General features: G+C 70.8%; 13 protein-coding genes. 9 read left to right on the top strand and 4 right to left on the bottom strand.

What is annotated here, in order from left to right; genetic code table 11:
• Nucleotides 1–213 precede the first annotated feature (213 nt).
• A complete protein-coding gene (locus B1H29_RS25385; protein WP_199832276.1) occupies nt 214–1,479 on the top strand; it encodes a pyroglutamyl peptidase in 1,266 nt (421 codons plus the stop codon).
• Here the strand turns inward: B1H29_RS25385 and B1H29_RS25380 are convergent.
• The 3 genes from B1H29_RS25380 to B1H29_RS25370 form a co-directional block, all read right to left on the bottom strand.
• A complete protein-coding gene (locus B1H29_RS25380) occupies nt 1,451–2,275 on the bottom strand; it encodes an EI24 domain-containing protein (protein WP_055416738.1) in 825 nt (274 codons plus the stop codon). The two genes, B1H29_RS25385 and B1H29_RS25380, sit on opposite strands and share 29 nt — an antisense overlap.
• A 214-nt stretch (nt 2,276–2,489) precedes the next feature.
• Nucleotides 2,490–2,909: an organic hydroperoxide resistance protein gene (locus B1H29_RS25375; protein WP_055416739.1), complete on the bottom strand. Its 420-nt coding sequence runs from the start codon at nt 2,907–2,909 to the stop codon at nt 2,490–2,492.
• Nucleotides 2,910–3,027: 118 nt separating this feature from the next.
• Nucleotides 3,028–4,050: an NADP-dependent oxidoreductase gene (locus B1H29_RS25370; protein ID WP_055416740.1), complete on the bottom strand. Its 1,023-nt coding sequence runs from the start codon at nt 4,048–4,050 to the stop codon at nt 3,028–3,030.
• 98 nt (nt 4,051–4,148) lie between these two features.
• Here B1H29_RS25370 and B1H29_RS25365 point away from each other — a divergent pair, with 98 nt between their 5' ends.
• Nucleotides 4,149–4,589, top strand: a complete 441-nt coding sequence (locus B1H29_RS25365) for a MarR family winged helix-turn-helix transcriptional regulator (protein WP_055417717.1) — start codon at nt 4,149–4,151, stop codon at nt 4,587–4,589.
• A gap of 185 nt (nt 4,590–4,774) precedes the next feature.
• On the opposite strand, the gene B1H29_RS38870 is transcribed toward B1H29_RS25365, so the two are convergent.
• On the bottom strand, nt 4,775–5,806 hold the full coding sequence (locus B1H29_RS38870) for an SCO2400 family protein (protein WP_063787478.1): 1,032 nt from the start codon (nt 5,804–5,806) through the stop codon (nt 4,775–4,777).
• A 215-nt stretch (nt 5,807–6,021) separates the two neighbouring features.
• On the opposite strand from B1H29_RS38870, the gene B1H29_RS25350 reads away from it, so the two are divergent.
• The 7 genes from B1H29_RS25350 (at nt 6,022) to B1H29_RS25320 (ending at nt 14,598) form a co-directional block, all read left to right on the top strand.
• A complete protein-coding gene (locus B1H29_RS25350; RefSeq protein WP_055416742.1) occupies nt 6,022–7,188 on the top strand; it encodes a mandelate racemase/muconate lactonizing enzyme family protein in 1,167 nt (388 codons plus the stop codon).
• Nucleotides 7,185–8,189, top strand: coding sequence for a zinc-dependent alcohol dehydrogenase (locus B1H29_RS25345; protein WP_055416743.1), 1,005 nt, complete (start codon nt 7,185–7,187; stop codon nt 8,187–8,189). Before B1H29_RS25350 ends, B1H29_RS25345 begins: the two co-directional genes overlap by 4 nt.
• Nucleotides 8,190–8,334: 145 nt before the next feature.
• A complete protein-coding gene (locus tag B1H29_RS25340) occupies nt 8,335–9,306 on the top strand; it encodes a hypothetical protein (protein WP_055416744.1) in 972 nt (323 codons plus the stop codon).
• 133 nt (nt 9,307–9,439) lie between these two features.
• Complete coding sequence (chvE, locus tag B1H29_RS25335; RefSeq protein ID WP_055416745.1) at nt 9,440–10,552, top strand: multiple monosaccharide ABC transporter substrate-binding protein; 1,113 nt, start codon at nt 9,440–9,442, stop codon at nt 10,550–10,552.
• A 32-nt stretch (nt 10,553–10,584) separates the two neighbouring features.
• Entirely contained in the window at nt 10,585–12,144 is a 1,560-nt protein-coding gene (gene mmsA, locus B1H29_RS25330; RefSeq protein WP_055416746.1) for a multiple monosaccharide ABC transporter ATP-binding protein, read from the top strand.
• The gene (mmsB, locus tag B1H29_RS25325) at nt 12,141–13,385 is read left to right on the top strand and encodes a multiple monosaccharide ABC transporter permease (RefSeq protein WP_055416747.1); all 1,245 of its coding nucleotides are present in this window, start codon (nt 12,141–12,143) and stop codon (nt 13,383–13,385) included. Before mmsA ends, mmsB begins: the two co-directional genes overlap by 4 nt.
• 64 nt (nt 13,386–13,449) lie before the next feature.
• On the top strand, nt 13,450–14,598 hold the full coding sequence (locus tag B1H29_RS25320) for an aldose epimerase family protein (protein WP_055416748.1): 1,149 nt from the start codon (nt 13,450–13,452) through the stop codon (nt 14,596–14,598).
• Nucleotides 14,599–14,671: the final 73 nt, after the last annotated feature.

The following is a 14,671-nucleotide window of genomic DNA, read 5'->3' as shown; positions in this document are numbered from 1 at the left end:
ACGGGGGCACGCCGTGAGCCGTGCCGAGTCAGACGGTAATCGCCCGGGTGATCCGTTGGTCGGCGATCGGGCGTCCGGTCGCCGGTTCGTACGAACCCTTCACAAACGGCCGCGAGCCGGTCGTCACGCGCCATGGCGCTCGTCCCTCCCGTCACGCGATACTGCCGCCGTCCGGCAGCGCGACCCCACGGTGACGGAAGGACCTGGACTCCCTTGACACACATACGCGTTCGGATCGGCGTACTCGCACTGGCCCTGGTGGCGGGGCTCGCGGCCCCGGCGACGGCCACGGCGGCGCCCCCGGCCACCGCCCCCGCACCGACCGTCGAGGAGCGGCGGCTCGACGGCGAGGCACCCCAGGAGATCCTGCGGCGCTCCGGATTCGCCTCGGCGGCACCGGCGTTCGCCCGTGACCTCGGGCGGGCGGACTCCTACCGCGAGGCCCGCCGCGTCGTCGCCCGCGAGGGCTCGGCGTTGTGGCGGCGGGCCGTGGACCGGGCGCAGGGGCGGGGTCCGGCCCGCGGGGACCTCAGCCGGGACGACGACCGCCCGCTGTACTGGGCGCGGCTCGGGATGACGCGGGAACTGCGCACCTGGGAGCCGGAGTTCGGGCTGACCGAGCACGGGCGGGCCGCGCTGCTCGGGGAACTGGAGCGTGCCTCGCGCGGCCAGAGCGACATCCGTCTGCCCCGCGGCAAGGGCGTGCGGCGGGTCCTGCTCACCGGCTTCGACCCCTTCACCCTGGACCGGGACATCCGGATCTCCAACCCGTCCGGCGCCGCCGCGCTCGCCCTGGACGGCACGGTGATCGACACGCCGGACGGGCCCGCTCGCGTGGAGACGGCCGTGTTCCCGGTGCGCTGGCGGGACTTCACCCAGGGGGCGGTGGAGCGGGCGCTGCGGCCGTACCTGCCGCGGGTGGACCTGTTCACGACCGTGAGCCAGGGGCGGGTCGGGCGGTTCGACGTGGAGCGGACCAACGGCGCCTGGCGGGGCGGTTTCCCCGACAACGAGAACGTGTCCCGTACCGAGACGGTGCCCGTCGCCGACCCGGCCGCACAGCCGCAGTGGACGACGACCACACTGCCGTACGAGGCGATCACGAGCGCGGACACCGGGCGCTTCCCCGTGTACGACAACACCGGCGTGACCGAGATCCCGGCCGGGGGCACCGAGCCGGTCGTCCGGCCGGACGGGCCCACGCCCGGTTCGACGGCCCGCGCGGGAGGCGGCGGGGACTACCTCTCCAACGAGATCGCCTACCGGGCGACCCTGCTGCGGGACCGGCTCGGGCTGGGCGCCACGCTGCCGGGCGGGCACGTCCACACGCCGGTGCTGCAGTTCGGGGCCCGGAACACCGATCCCGCGACCGGGACGGTCACCGACCCCTCGTTCGTGCGCAACCGGCTGGACATCGTGGCGCAGGTGCGGGCGATCGTGGCCGTGGCGGTCAGCGCGCCGGAGCCGGACCGGGGCTGACCGCCGGGTCGGCACAGCCGCCGTCGGAGCGGTCGTCGGCGCCGTCGCGGGTCTCCTCGCCCAGCAGTTCGCGGGCGAGGAGCGTGGCGCCCGCGACCGCGCCCGGCATCAGGAACACCGCGACGAACGGCACCAGGAAGGACACGCCCAGCGGGGTGCCGAAGCCCCAGACCAGCATCTTGCGGGAGCGCAGGAGGGCGAGACGGTCGCGCAGTTCGACCCCGCGGCGCTGGAGGGCGACGGAGGCGAGCTCCTCGGTGAGGAAGAAGCCGGTGACGAAGAAGCCGACCACCGGGACCACCGTCTGCCCGACGACCGGGATGAAGCCGAGGGCGAAGAGCAGCACGCCCCAGACGGCGGCGCGGGCGAGGACGCGGAGGCTGTCGCGACCGGAGATCCACAGCTCGCGCCAGAGCGGCAGGTTCGACTCGGGGGCGGTGCCGTCCGGGGAGACGTCGCGGTCGACCCGCTCGGAGAGGCTCTCGTAGAAGGGCTGGCCGACCAGCAGGGTGACCGCGGTGAAGGTGAGGACGGCCAGGAGCAGGGCGAGGGCGAACATGACGGCGGTGAGGAAGCCGCGGAAGAGGCCTGGCCAGGGGCTCGACCAGTCGTCGGCGAAGGGCGTCGCCCAGGCGACGAAGTCCGTGCCCCACAGCGCCAGCCCGATCAGCGCCGCCGCGTACAGCACCAGTGTGATCAGGCCCGGGAGGAGCCCGAAGCCGTAGCTCTTGCCGTGCCGGGCAACCCAGCGCTGGCCCTTCAGGAGATGGCCGAATCCCGCCCCAAGATCGCGCATGGGCGGAACTCTACCGGTCGGGACCGGCCCGCCGCGTCCCGAGCAAGCCGCGATCGGGCCGAACGCGCTCCCCGCGCCGTACCGGTCGGCGAACGGCCCCGCAGGGGTCCGGCGAGGGGGTGAGGGGCAGCGGAGAAACGGGCGGCCCGGTGGCGGCGGTGCACGGGGCGGTGCTCGCCGGGTGAGCGCCGCCCCGCACGCGACCGGGCTCCGGTCAGGCGAGCGTCACGGTGATGTTGCCGCGGGTCGCCTTCGAGTACGGGCAGACCTGGTGGGCCTTCTCCACCAGCGACCGCGCGGTGGCGGCGTCCACCGCCGGGATCTCGGCGGAGATCTCGACGATGATGCCGAACCCGTCGTCGTTCTTGCCGATGCCGACCTTCGCGGTGACGGTCGAACCGGAGACGTCGGCGCCCTCCTGCCGGGCCACCACGCCGAGCGCGCCCTGGAAGCAGGCGCTGTATCCGGCGGCGAAGAGCTGCTCCGGGTTGGTGCCGGCGCCGTTGCCGCCCATCTCCTCGGGCGGGTTCACGACCACGTCGATCTGGCCGTCATCGGTGGCCACCCGTCCGTCGCGGCCGTTCTCGGCGGTGGCGACGGCGGTGTAGAGGACCTCGGACTGCTGAATGGGCATGCGGTTGTCTTCCTCCTCGGTCCGCCGTGACTCGCGCCCACGATCACGACGGATTCCGGAAAGACGCTACCGCATGCCGGAAACTCAGTGAAGGCCCGCCCTTCCCACGGGAGGGGCGTCAGAGCTTGACGATCATCTTTCCGGTGTTGTCGCCACGCAGGACGCCGAGGAAGGCCTCCAGGTTGTTCTCGATGCCCTCGACGACCGTCTCGCGGTACTTCAGCTCGCCGGAGCGGACCCAGGGGCCGACGTCCTGGACGAACTGCGGCTGGAGGTCGTAGTGGTCGCCGACCAGGAAGCCCTCGATGCGGCCGCGGGTCTGGATCAGACGGGCGAGGTTCTTCGGGCCGGGGGCGGGCTCGGTGTTGTTGTAGACCGAGATCATGCCGCAGACGGCGACCCGGCCACCCAGGTTGAGGGAGCCGATGGCGGCCTCGAGGTGGTCGCCGCCCACGTTGTCGAAGTAGACGTCGATGCCGTCCGGGGCGGCGGCGCGCAGTTGCTCGCTCACCGGGCCGTCCTTGTAGTTGAAGGCGGCGTCGAAGCCGTACTCGTCGACGAGCAGCTTGACCTTCTCGTCCGAGCCGGCGGAGCCGATGACCCGGGCGGCGCCCTTGAGCTTCGCGATCTGCCCCACCTGGCTGCCGACGGCACCGGCCGCGCCGGAGACGAAGACCGTGTCGCCCTCCTTGAGCGCGGCGACGCGCAGCAGACCGGCGTAGGCGGTGAGCCCCGTCATGCCGAGCACGCCGAGGTACGTCGACAGCGGCGCGGCCTCCGGGTCCACCTTGACGGCGTTCTTCGCGTCCAGGGCGGCGTACTCGCGCCAGCCGAAGAAGTGCAGGACGTGGTCGCCCACGGCGATGCCCTCGGCGTTGGAGGCGAGGACCTCGCCGACCGCGCCGCCCAGCATGGGCTTGCCCAGTTCGTAGGGGTCGGCGTAGGACTTGGCGGCGCTCATGCGGCCGCGCATGTAGGGGTCGACGGAGACGAACAGGTTGCGCACCAGCACCTGGCCCTCACCCGGGGTGGGGACCTCCGCCTCGACGAGGGCGAAGTCCTCGGGCTTGGGCCAGCCGACCGGGCGGCTGACCAGGTGCCATTCGCGGTTGACGGTGGGGAGGGCGGGGGAGTCGGTCATGGGGCACCTTTCCTGGGGCTTCCGAGATGTTTCAGGTCCTGAAACAACCATGCGGCTGAACATTTCAGGTTGTCAAACAAATGGGTACCCTGGATTCCATGGCCACACCACGCGACACGACCCGCCGACCCGACGCACTCACCCTGGAAGTCGTCGAGCTGATCGGCGAGGTCGTGGCCCGCTTCCACGCCGACTACGAGGAGGCGGCCGCGGAACGCGCCCTGACCGGGGCGCAGGCCAAGCTGCTGAGCCTGCTGTCGCTGGAGCCGCTGCCGATGCGGAAGCTGGCCCACAAGCTGAAGTGCGAACCGTCGAACGTCACCGGCATCGTGGACCGGCTGGAGGCACGCGGACTGGTCGAGCGGCGCCCGGACCCCGGCGACCGCCGGGTGAAGGTGGCGGCGGCGACGGACGAGGGGCGTCGGGTGGCGCGGGGGCTGCGCGAGTCGCTGCGGTTCGCGCGGGAGCCGCTCGCGGGCTTGTCGGACGGCGAGCGGGTGGCCCTGCGGGACGCGTTGCGCAGGATGCTGGAGGAGTGAGCGCGGTGGGGCGGGCGCGGTGGAGCGGGCGCGGTGGGCCGGTACTTGCCGGTGACCCGGCGTTGACCTGAAGGGGGCGGGCCGGCGGGCCGCGCGACCCGGCGCGCCACCGCCCCGGGGGCCTCCCAGGTCCTGGAGCCCGAAGGCAGGCACGTACTACCCGCATGTGCAACCGCAGCGGGCGGCTACGCGCACCACCACAGGAAGCGGTCGCACGTCTCGGTGGGGGTCGGGTCCGGTGAGGTCGTCGGGGCAGGGGTCGTCGTCGGGGGCGGGTCGTCCGGCCGCGTCGCAGGTGGGCCGGCGGTCGAGGTGGCCTCCGGGGCCTGCGAAGAGGGTGCCGACGGGGCCTCGCTCTCGTCCGCCGTCTCCGAATTCTCCGCGTCCGGGGACTCCGACGGCGACGCCGACGCCGATGCCGACGCCGATGCCGACGCCGAGGCGGACGCGCCGGGGGACGGCGTGCCGGAAGCCGAAGTCGTCCTCGACGTCTCGTCGACCGGGACCGCCGACGCCTCCCCCACCTCGCGCGTCGCCCCGCCGTCCGTCGACTCGCCCCCGTCGGCCGCCGGATTCGCCGGGGAACCGGGGGCGTCCATGCCGAGTTCGGCGAGGCTCAGTCCACCGGCCGCCAGGACGAAGCCCGCGGTGATCAGCAGAGTCCGGCGGCGTCGTCGGCGGTGGGCGGCGGCCTTGCGGTCGCGGCGGCTGCTCCGCCCGCCGCCCGAGCCGTCTGCGGGGCCCTCGTCGAGCGCGGGACCCCCGTCGAGCGCGGGACCCCCGTCGGGCGCGGGACCCCCGTCGGGCGCGGGGCCCTCGTCGGGCGCGTCGGTACCGCCCTGTGCGAGGGACCCACCCGGCGCGTCGGTACCGCCCGGCCCGAGGGACCCACCCGGCGCGTCGGTACCGCCCGGCCCGAGGAACCCACCCGGCGCGTCGGTACCGCCCGGCCCGAGAGACCCGCCCGGTGCGTCGGTACCGCCCTGTGCGAGGAACCCGCCCGGCGCGTCGGTGCCGCCCGGCCCGAGAGACCCGCCCGGCATGCCGACCCCGACGGGCGCGGCACCCGCGCCGGTGGCGCCGGCGACTCCCGGCGGGCGCCCCTCACCCCCCGTCAAGTACGCGTCCGGTGAGCCGAGTTGCTCGGCAGGAGGGCCGCACCCCGGGCAGGCGAGCGCGCCGTTGAGGTGCCGTCGGCACGGGTGGCAGTAGTCCATGACGCGGGAAGGTTAAGTTCCGCAACGGCCGTGATCATAGAGGCGCGTGTGAAGGTTGTGTGGGAAAGCGGCCGGGACCGCTCCGCCCCGTACTTTCGAAACTGCCGAAACCGTTATGTGTCCGACCCATTGACACTCCGACCGCCCCCTCCTTACTGTCACGCCAGCATTTCGAACGAGTGACGAAATATCGAACACAGCGAAGGGCAACCGTCGTGCGCATCACCGGAATCAGCACACACGTGGTCGGGACGCCGTGGCGCAACCTGACGTACGTCCAGGTGCACACCGACGAGGGGATCACTGGAGTCGGCGAGACCCGGATGCTGGGGCACACCGACGCCCTCCTCGGCTATCTGAAGGAGGCGGAGGCCAACCACATTCTCGGTTCCGACCCGTTCGCTGTCGAGGATCTGGTCCGCCGCATGAAGTACGGCGACTACGGCCGTGCCGGCGAGATCGTGATGTCCGGGATCGCCGTCGTCGAGATGGCCTGCTGGGACATCAAGGGCAAGGCGCTCGGCGTCCCGGTCTGGCAGCTCCTCGGCGGCAAGGTCACCGACAAGGTGAAGGCGTACGCCAACGGCTGGTACACCACCGAGCGGACGCCGGAGGCGTACCACAAGGCCGCGCAGGGGGTCATGGAGCGCGGGTACCGGGCGCTGAAGATCGACCCCTTCGGCACCGGGCACTTCGAGCTCGACCACGCCGAGACGCTGTACGCCGTGTCCCTGATCGAGGCCGTACGGGACGCCATCGGGCCCGAGGCGGAACTGATGCTGGAGATGCACGGGCGCTTCTCCCCCGCCACCGCCGTCCGGCTCGCGCGCGAACTGGCGCCCTTCAAGCCGGCCTGGCTGGAGGAGCCGGTCCCGCCGGAGAACCTCAAGGCACTGCGGAAGGTCGCCGAGAAGGTGGACATGCCCGTCGCCACCGGCGAGCGCATCCACGACCGGATCGAGTTCCGGGAGCTCTTCGAGGACCAGTCCGTGGACATCATCCAGCCCGACGTCGGCCACATCGGCGGCATCTGGGAGACCCGGAAGCTCGCCGCCACCGCCGAGACGCACTACACGCTCGTGGCCCCGCACAACGTGGGCGGGCCGGTGCTGACCGCCGCGAGCCTCCAGGTCGGCTTCACCTCCCCGAACTTCAAGATCCTCGAGCACTTCAACGACTTCGCGGACGCGGAGATCAAGAAGGTGGTGAAGGGCGCGCCGCAGGTGAACCCGGAGGACGGGTGCTTCCACCTCTCCGACGCGCCCGGCCTCGGGGTCGAGCTGGACACCGACGCGGCGGCCGAGTTCCCGCAGCAGCAGGCCCGGTTCGACCTGTGGGCCGAGGGCTGGGAGCAGCGCAAGCCCAAGGGGACCGAGGGATGAGCGACGCGGTCGTCATCGAGGCGCCGGGCGAGCACCGGCTCGTGCCGCACGAGCCGCGCGAGCCCGGACCCGGCGAGGCGCTGGTGCGGGTGCACGCGGCCGGCATCTGCGGCAGCGACCGCGAGGTCTACCAGGGCAACCGGCCCGAGGGGTACGTGCGTTACCCGCTCACCCCCGGGCACGAGTGGTCCGGGACCGTGGAGCGGGTCGGTGCCGGCGTGCCGGCGTCGCTCGTCGGGCGCGGGGTCGTCGGTGAGGGGTTCCGCAACTGCCAGGTCTGCGACCGCTGTCACGCGGGCGAGACGACGCTGTGCACGGCGGGGTACGAGGAGACGGGGTTCACCCAGCCTGGGGCCATGGCGCCCACGCTGACCCTCCCCGCCCGCCTCCTGCACGTCCTGCCCGACGACGCCGACCTCACCGCCGCTGCCCTGCTGGAGCCCGCCGCGTGCATCGCCGCCGCGGCGCTCAAGGCGAACGCCCGCCCCGGCGAGCGGGTCGCGGTCGTCGGCACCGGGACGCTCGGCATGTTCGCCGTGCAGTTCCTGCGCGCCGCGTCCCCGGGCGAACTGCTGGTCGTCGGCACGCGCGGGGACCGGGAGGCGCTCTCCCGGCAGTACGGGGCGACCGCCTTCCGGACGAAGGACCAACCGCTCCCGGACGACTTCGACGTCGTCATCGAGACCGCCGGGTCCGCCGACGCCGCCCGCACCGCCGCCGGACTGCTCCGCAGGGGCGGGCGGCTGGTGCTGACCGGTATCCCGGCACCGGGCGCCGACGGGCTGGACCCGACCGACCTGGTCGTACGGCAGGTGGAGGTGCACACCGTCTTCGGGGCACCGCCCGACGCCTGGGCGCACACGGTGCGGGTCTTCGCGGCCGGCCTGCTCGACCCGCGGCCGCTGGTGACGCACGAGCTGCCCCTCGACGGGTTCGCCGAGGCCATCGAGCTGGTGGGGTCCGGCGACCCGAAGGTCGGCAAGGTGCTGCTGCGTCCCTGACGCCCGCCCCCGAGCCGTACGCCGGTACGGGGGCGACCTGACGGCCTCCGTACCGGCGTACATCCATCCGCACGGGCTGCTCCGCCGGCCTCTCCTCCCCAGAGCCGCGAACTTCGTCCGACATACCGAACACTAAGGAACGCTTGTGACCGACGCTTCCGCCAAGGCCGCCGCACGCAGGCCCGGTGAGCAGGCGCTCACCGCCCTCGGCCTGGCCGCGCCCGCCCTCGACCCCGCCGACGCCTCCCCGCACTCCTTCCCGGGCGGCGGCCGCTGGCGCACCGAGATCCCCTCCTGCGAGGGGCCGGAGGCGCTGGGGGTGGTGCTGAAGGAGTCCTCACGGCTGGACGTGCCGATCCACCGGATCAGCCAGGGCAGCGGCGTGTGGATGCTGACCGACGCCGAGATCACCGAGATGGTCGAGGCCACCGCCGAACGCGACATCGAGCTCTGCCTGTTCACCGGCCCGCGCGGCACCTGGGACATCGGCGGCTCGACCCGGACCGACTCGGGCGGCGCGGGCCTGCGGGCACGCGGCCACGACGCGGTCGCCGGGTGCGTGGAGGACGCCGTCCGCGCGACGGAGCTGGGCGTCAAGTGCCTGCTCGTCGCCGACGAGGGCGTGCTGTGGACGCTGCACCGGGCGCGGTCGGCCGGGATCGTCCCCGCCGACACCACGCTCAAGCTCTCGGCGCTCGTCGGACCGGTCAACCCGGCCTCGTACGCGGTGTACGAGCGGCTCGGCGCCGACTCCATCAACGTGCCCAGCGACCTCACACCGGATCACCTGACCGAAATACGGCGGGTTTCGGCCGCGCCCATGGACATGTACATCGAGGCTCCCGACGACCTCGGCGGCTACGTGCGGATGTACGAGGTCGCCGAGCTGGTCCGGCGCGGCGCCCCGCTGTATCTGAAGTTCGGCCTCTCCAAGGCTCCCGGGATCTATCCGTACGGCCACCACCTGCGGGAACTGACCCTGACCACCGCCAAGGAGCGGGTGCGGCGCGGCCGGCTCGCGCTGGACCTGCTCGAGCGGCACGGGGCGGACGGGGACATGGCTCCGCTCGGCACGCGACTGCCGGGCTCGCTCAACCGGTTCGAGATTTCGTCATAACGTTCCGGAAACTCCCTTCACAAAAGAAGACACAGCCGCGCACAATCCCACACACCTGCTCTCGGTCGATCCACCCTCAGCGTTTCGCGTCACCACCGGACCGAGCCCTGCACCCACCTCAAGGATGATGACCATGCGCAACCGCAGAGCCGCACTCGCCGCCATAGCCTCCGCCGCCTCCCTCGCCCTCACGCTGACCGCCTGCGGCCAGAACAGCGAGGGCGGCAGCGAGGAGGACAAGGGCGGCAGCGACGGCGCCACCATCGGCATCGCGATGCCCACCAAGTCCTCCGAGCGCTGGATCAGCGACGGAGCCAACGTCGAGAAGGAACTGAAGGCCAAGGGCTACGAGACCAAGCTCGTCTACGGCGAGGACGACCCGGACCAGCAGGTCTCCCAGATCGAGAACATGATCACGCAGGGCGTGGACGCCCTGGTCATCGCCGCGATCGACAACAAGTCCCTGGGCAACGTGCTCCAGCAGGCCAAGGACGCCGACATCCCGGTCATCTCCTACGACCGGCTGATCCTCGGCACGGAGAACGTCGACTACTACGCCTCGTTCGACAACAGCAAGGTCGGCGAGCTGCAGGGCACGTACATCGTCGAGAAGCTCGGCCTGAAGGACGGTTCGAAGAAGGGCCCCTTCAACATCGAGCTGTTCGCCGGCTCCAACGACGACAACAACACCAAGTACTTCTTCAACGGCGCGATGAGCGTCCTGAAGCCGTACATGGACAAGGGCGATCTGGTCGTCCGGTCCAAGCAGACCGACCTCAACCAGGTCACCACCCTGCGCTGGGACGGCGGCACCGCGCAGAAGCGCATGGACGACCTGCTGACCTCCAGCTACCGCAGCGCCCGGGTCGACGCGGTGCTCTCGCCCTACGACGGCATCTCCATCGGCATCCTGTCCGCCCTGAAGTCGGACGGCTACGGCTCGGGCAGCAAGCCCATGCCGGTCGTCACGGGCCAGGACGCCGAGCTCGCCTCGGTGAAGTCGATCATCGCGGGCCAGCAGACGCAGACCGTCTTCAAGGACCTGCGCGAGCTCGCCAAGGTCGCCTCGAACATGGTCGAAGCCTCCCTCAACGACAAGAAGCCCGAGGTCAACGACACCAAGTCGTACGACAACGGTGCCAAGGTCGTCCCCGCCTACCTGCTGCAGCCGGTCAGCGTCGACAAGTCCAACTACGAGAAGGTCCTCGTCGGCGGCGGCACCTACTCCGCGGACGACCTGAAGTAACCGGGCCCCCTCAAGGATTGGAAGGCACGACCATGGCGGGACCCGTCCTGGAAATGCGCTCGATCGTCAAGACCTTTCCCGGTGTCAAAGCGCTGTCGGACGTCACACTGACCGTCCGCCAGGGCGAGGTCCACGCCATCTGCGGGGAGAACGGCGCCGGCAAGTCGACCCTGATGAAGGTGCTCTCCGGCGTCCATCCGCACGGCAGCTACGAGGGGGACATCCTCTTCGAGGGTGAGACCTGCCGGTTCAAGGACATCCGGGCGAGCGAACAGCACGGCATCGTGATCATCCACCAGGAGCTGGCGCTGGTGCCGTACCTGTCCATCGCCGAGAACATCTTCCTCGGCAACGAGCACGCCAAGCGCGGACTCATCAACTGGAACGACACCCTGAAGCACGCCACCGAGCTGCTGCGCCGGGTCGGTCTCGACGAGCACCCCGAGACCCGCGTCGCCGACATCGGCGTGGGCAAGCAGCAGTTGGTGGAGATCGCCAAGGCGCTGTCGAAGAAGGTGAAGCTGCTCATCCTCGACGAGCCGACGGCGGCGCTCAACGACGAGGACAGCGGCAAACTCCTCGACCTGATCCTCTCGTTGAAGGAACAGGGCGTGACCTCGATCATCATCTCGCACAAGCTGAACGAGATCCGCCGGGTCGCCGACGCGGTGACGATCATCCGCGACGGGAAGTCCATCGAGACGCTCGACGTGAAGGCCGAGGAGACGACCGAGGACCGCATCATCAGCGGGATGGTCGGCCGCGACCTGGAGAACCGCTTCCCAGAGCGCACCCCGCACCATCCGGAGGAGGGGGCCGCGCCCGCCCTGGAGATCCGCGACTGGACCGTGCACCACCCCATCGACCAGCAGCGCAAGGTCGTCGACGACGTCTCGATCGAGGTGCGGCGCGGCGAGATCGTCGGCATCGCGGGACTCATGGGCGCCGGCCGCACGGAACTCGCGATGAGCGTCTTCGGCCGCACCTACGGCAGGTACGCGGGCGGCACGGTCCTCCGGGACGGCGCCGAGATCCGTACGAAGACCGTCCCGGAGGCGGTCAGGCACGGCATCGCGTACGTCACCGAGGACCGCAAGCACTACGGCCTCAACCTCATCGACACCATCAACCGGAACATCTCGCTGACCGCGCTGGGCAAGGTCGCCAAGCGGGGCGTGGTCGACGAGCACGGGGAGCGGCAGGTCGCCGAGGACTTCCGCAAGTCCATGAACATCAAGGCGCCGACCGTCTTCGAACCGGTGGGCAAGCTGTCCGGCGGCAACCAGCAGAAGGTCGTCCTCAGCAAGTGGATCTTCGCGGGTCCCGAGGTGCTGATCCTGGACGAGCCCACGCGCGGCATCGACGTGGGCGCCAAGTACGAGATCTACACGGTCATCGACCAGTTGGCCGCCCAGGGCAAGGCGGTCGTCTTCATCTCCTCCGAACTGCCGGAGCTGCTCGGCATGTGCGACCGCATCTACACGATGGCCGCGGGGCGGCTGACGGGTGAGTTCTCGCGGGCCGAGGCGTCACAGGAAGCACTGATGCGTCGGATGACGAAGGACAAGAAGGACGAAGAGGTAACCCGATGAGCACGGACCTGACCGCCAAGACCCCGGCCCCCGCGCCGCCCGGCAAGGACGGAGCGGCCTCCGGCGGCGGCCTGCTGCAGCTCATGCTCGACGGCATGCGCCGCAACATGCGCCAGTACGGCATGCTGATGGCCCTCGGCCTGATCGTGGTGCTGTTCGCCGTCTGGTCGGACGGCGACCTGCTGCTGCCGCGCAACGTCTCCAACCTGGTGCTGCAGAACAGCTACATCCTGATCCTCGCGATCGGCATGATGCTCGTCATCATCGCCGGCCACATCGATCTGTCGGTCGGCTCACTGACCGCGTTCATCGGCTCGATGGCCGCCGTCCTGATGGTCAGGAACGATCTCCCCTGGCCGGTCGCGGTGGTGCTGTGCCTGGCCATCGGCGCGCTCGCGGGCTCCGTGCAAGGGTTCTTCATCGCCTATCTCGGCATACCGTCGTTCATCGTGACCCTCGCGGGCATGCTGCTCTTCCGCGGTCTGACGGAGATCTTCCTGAAGGGCCAGACCCTCGGCCCGTTCCCGAAGGACCTGCAGAAGATCGCCAACGGCTTCCTGCCCGAGGTCGGGCCGAACACCAACTACCACAACCTCACCCTGTTGCTGGGCTTCGCGCTGATCGCGTTCGTGGTGTTCCAGGAGGTCCGCGACCGCAAGCGGCAGCAGGAGTTCACCCTCGAGGTGCCGCCGGCCAAGCTGTTCCTGCTCAAGCTGGTCGCGCTGGTCTCCGCCGTCCTGGTCGTCACGCTGCTGCTCGCCAGCTACAAGGGCGCCCCGGTCGTGCTGCTCATCCTGGGCGTGCTGGTCGTCGGGTTCGGCTACCTGATGCGCAACGCGATCATCGGCCGCCACATCTACGCCATCGGCGGCAACCTGCCCGCGGCCAAGCTGTCGGGCGTGAAGGACAAGAAGGTCACCTTCCTGGTCTTCCTGAACATGGGCATGCTCGCGGCCCTGGCGGGTCTGGTCTTCGCCGCCCGCTTCAACGCGGCCTCTCCCAAGGCCGGCCTCAACTTCGAGCTGGAAGCCATCGCCGCCTCGTTCATCGGCGGCGCGTCGATGAGCGGCGGCGTCGGCACGGTCCTCGGCGCGATCATCGGCGGCCTGGTCCTGGGCGTGCTGAACAACGGTATGAACCTCGTCGGCATCGGCACCGACTGGCAGCAGGTCATCAAGGGCGCGGTGCTGCTGGCGGCGGTCGGGTTCGACGTGTGGAACAAGCGCAGGGTCGGTTCGTAGGTCACTCCGGGCCCCGCCACCGAAGGCGGGGCCCGCTTCTTTCACGGAAGTACAGGAGCCGCACATGGAACTGAGCAGACGTACGGTCATCGCGTCGGCGACCGCCGCGGGCATCGCCGCCGCCACGGTCGGCGGCACGGCACACGCCACGGGAGGCAGGAAGCCGGTGAAGGAGCTCTTCGGCAAGCTCGCCGACGGCACGAAGGTGCACCGCTGGTCGCTGGAGAACGGCGGCACGCGGATGAAGGTGCTGTCGTACGGCGGCATCGTCCAGTCCCTGGAGGTCCCCGACCGCCGGGGCCGCTACGAGAACGTCTCGCTGGGCTTCGACGACCTCGACGACTACGTCGCGTCCAGCCCCTACTTCGGCGCCCTGATCGGCCGCTACGGCAACCGCATCGACAAGGGCCGCTTCACCCTGGACGGCAAGGCGTACCAGCTCTCCGTCAACGACGGCGACAACACCCTGCACGGCGGCGCCCAGGGCTTCGACAAGCGGGTGTGGGACGTCGAGCCGTTCACCGAGGGCTCCGACGTCGGCCTGGTCCTGCACTACACCAGCGTCGACGGCGAGATGGGCTACCCGGGCACGCTCAAGGCGAAGGTGACCTACACCCTCACCCGGCGCGGCCAGTGGCGCATCGACTACGAGGCCACCACCGACAGGGCCACCGTCGTCAACCTCACCAGCCACGTCTACTGGAACCTGGCCGGCGAGGGCAGCGGCACGATCGAGGACCACGAGCTGTCGATCGCCGCCTCCCGCTACACGCCCACCGACGCGGGCCTCATCCCCACGGGCGAACTGGCCCGGGTCTCCGGCACGCCCTTCGACTTCCGCCGGGCCAAGCCGATCGGCCGGGACATCCGGGACGCGCATCCGCAGTTGGTCACCGCCAAGGGCTTCGACCACAACTGGGTCCTGGACAAGGGCGTCACCGACCGCCCCGAGCACATCGCCACCCTGCGCGACCGGTCCTCGGGCCGTACCCTGCGCATCGCCACCGACCAGCCCGGCCTGCAGTTCTACTCGGGCAACTTCCTCGACGGCACGCTGACCGGCACCGGCGGCTCCCTCTACCGGCAGGGCGACGCCCTGTGCCTGGAGACGCAGCACTTCCCGGACTCGCCGAACCAGCCGTCGTTCCCCTCGACCGTGCTGCGGCCTGGGCAGACGTACCGGACGACGACGGTGCACTCGTTCGACGCGTGAGGGCACACTTTCTTCACACGCGTTGAACGCCACCGGACGCCCCACCGTATGTAAGGGCGGCCCGCACTCCCCC

It is taken from the genome of Streptomyces pactum (genome assembly GCF_002005225.1).
Taxonomy (GTDB): Bacteria; Actinomycetota; Actinomycetes; order Streptomycetales; family Streptomycetaceae; genus Streptomyces; species Streptomyces pactum_A.
This window is presented reverse-complemented; position numbering and strand designations above follow the sequence as displayed.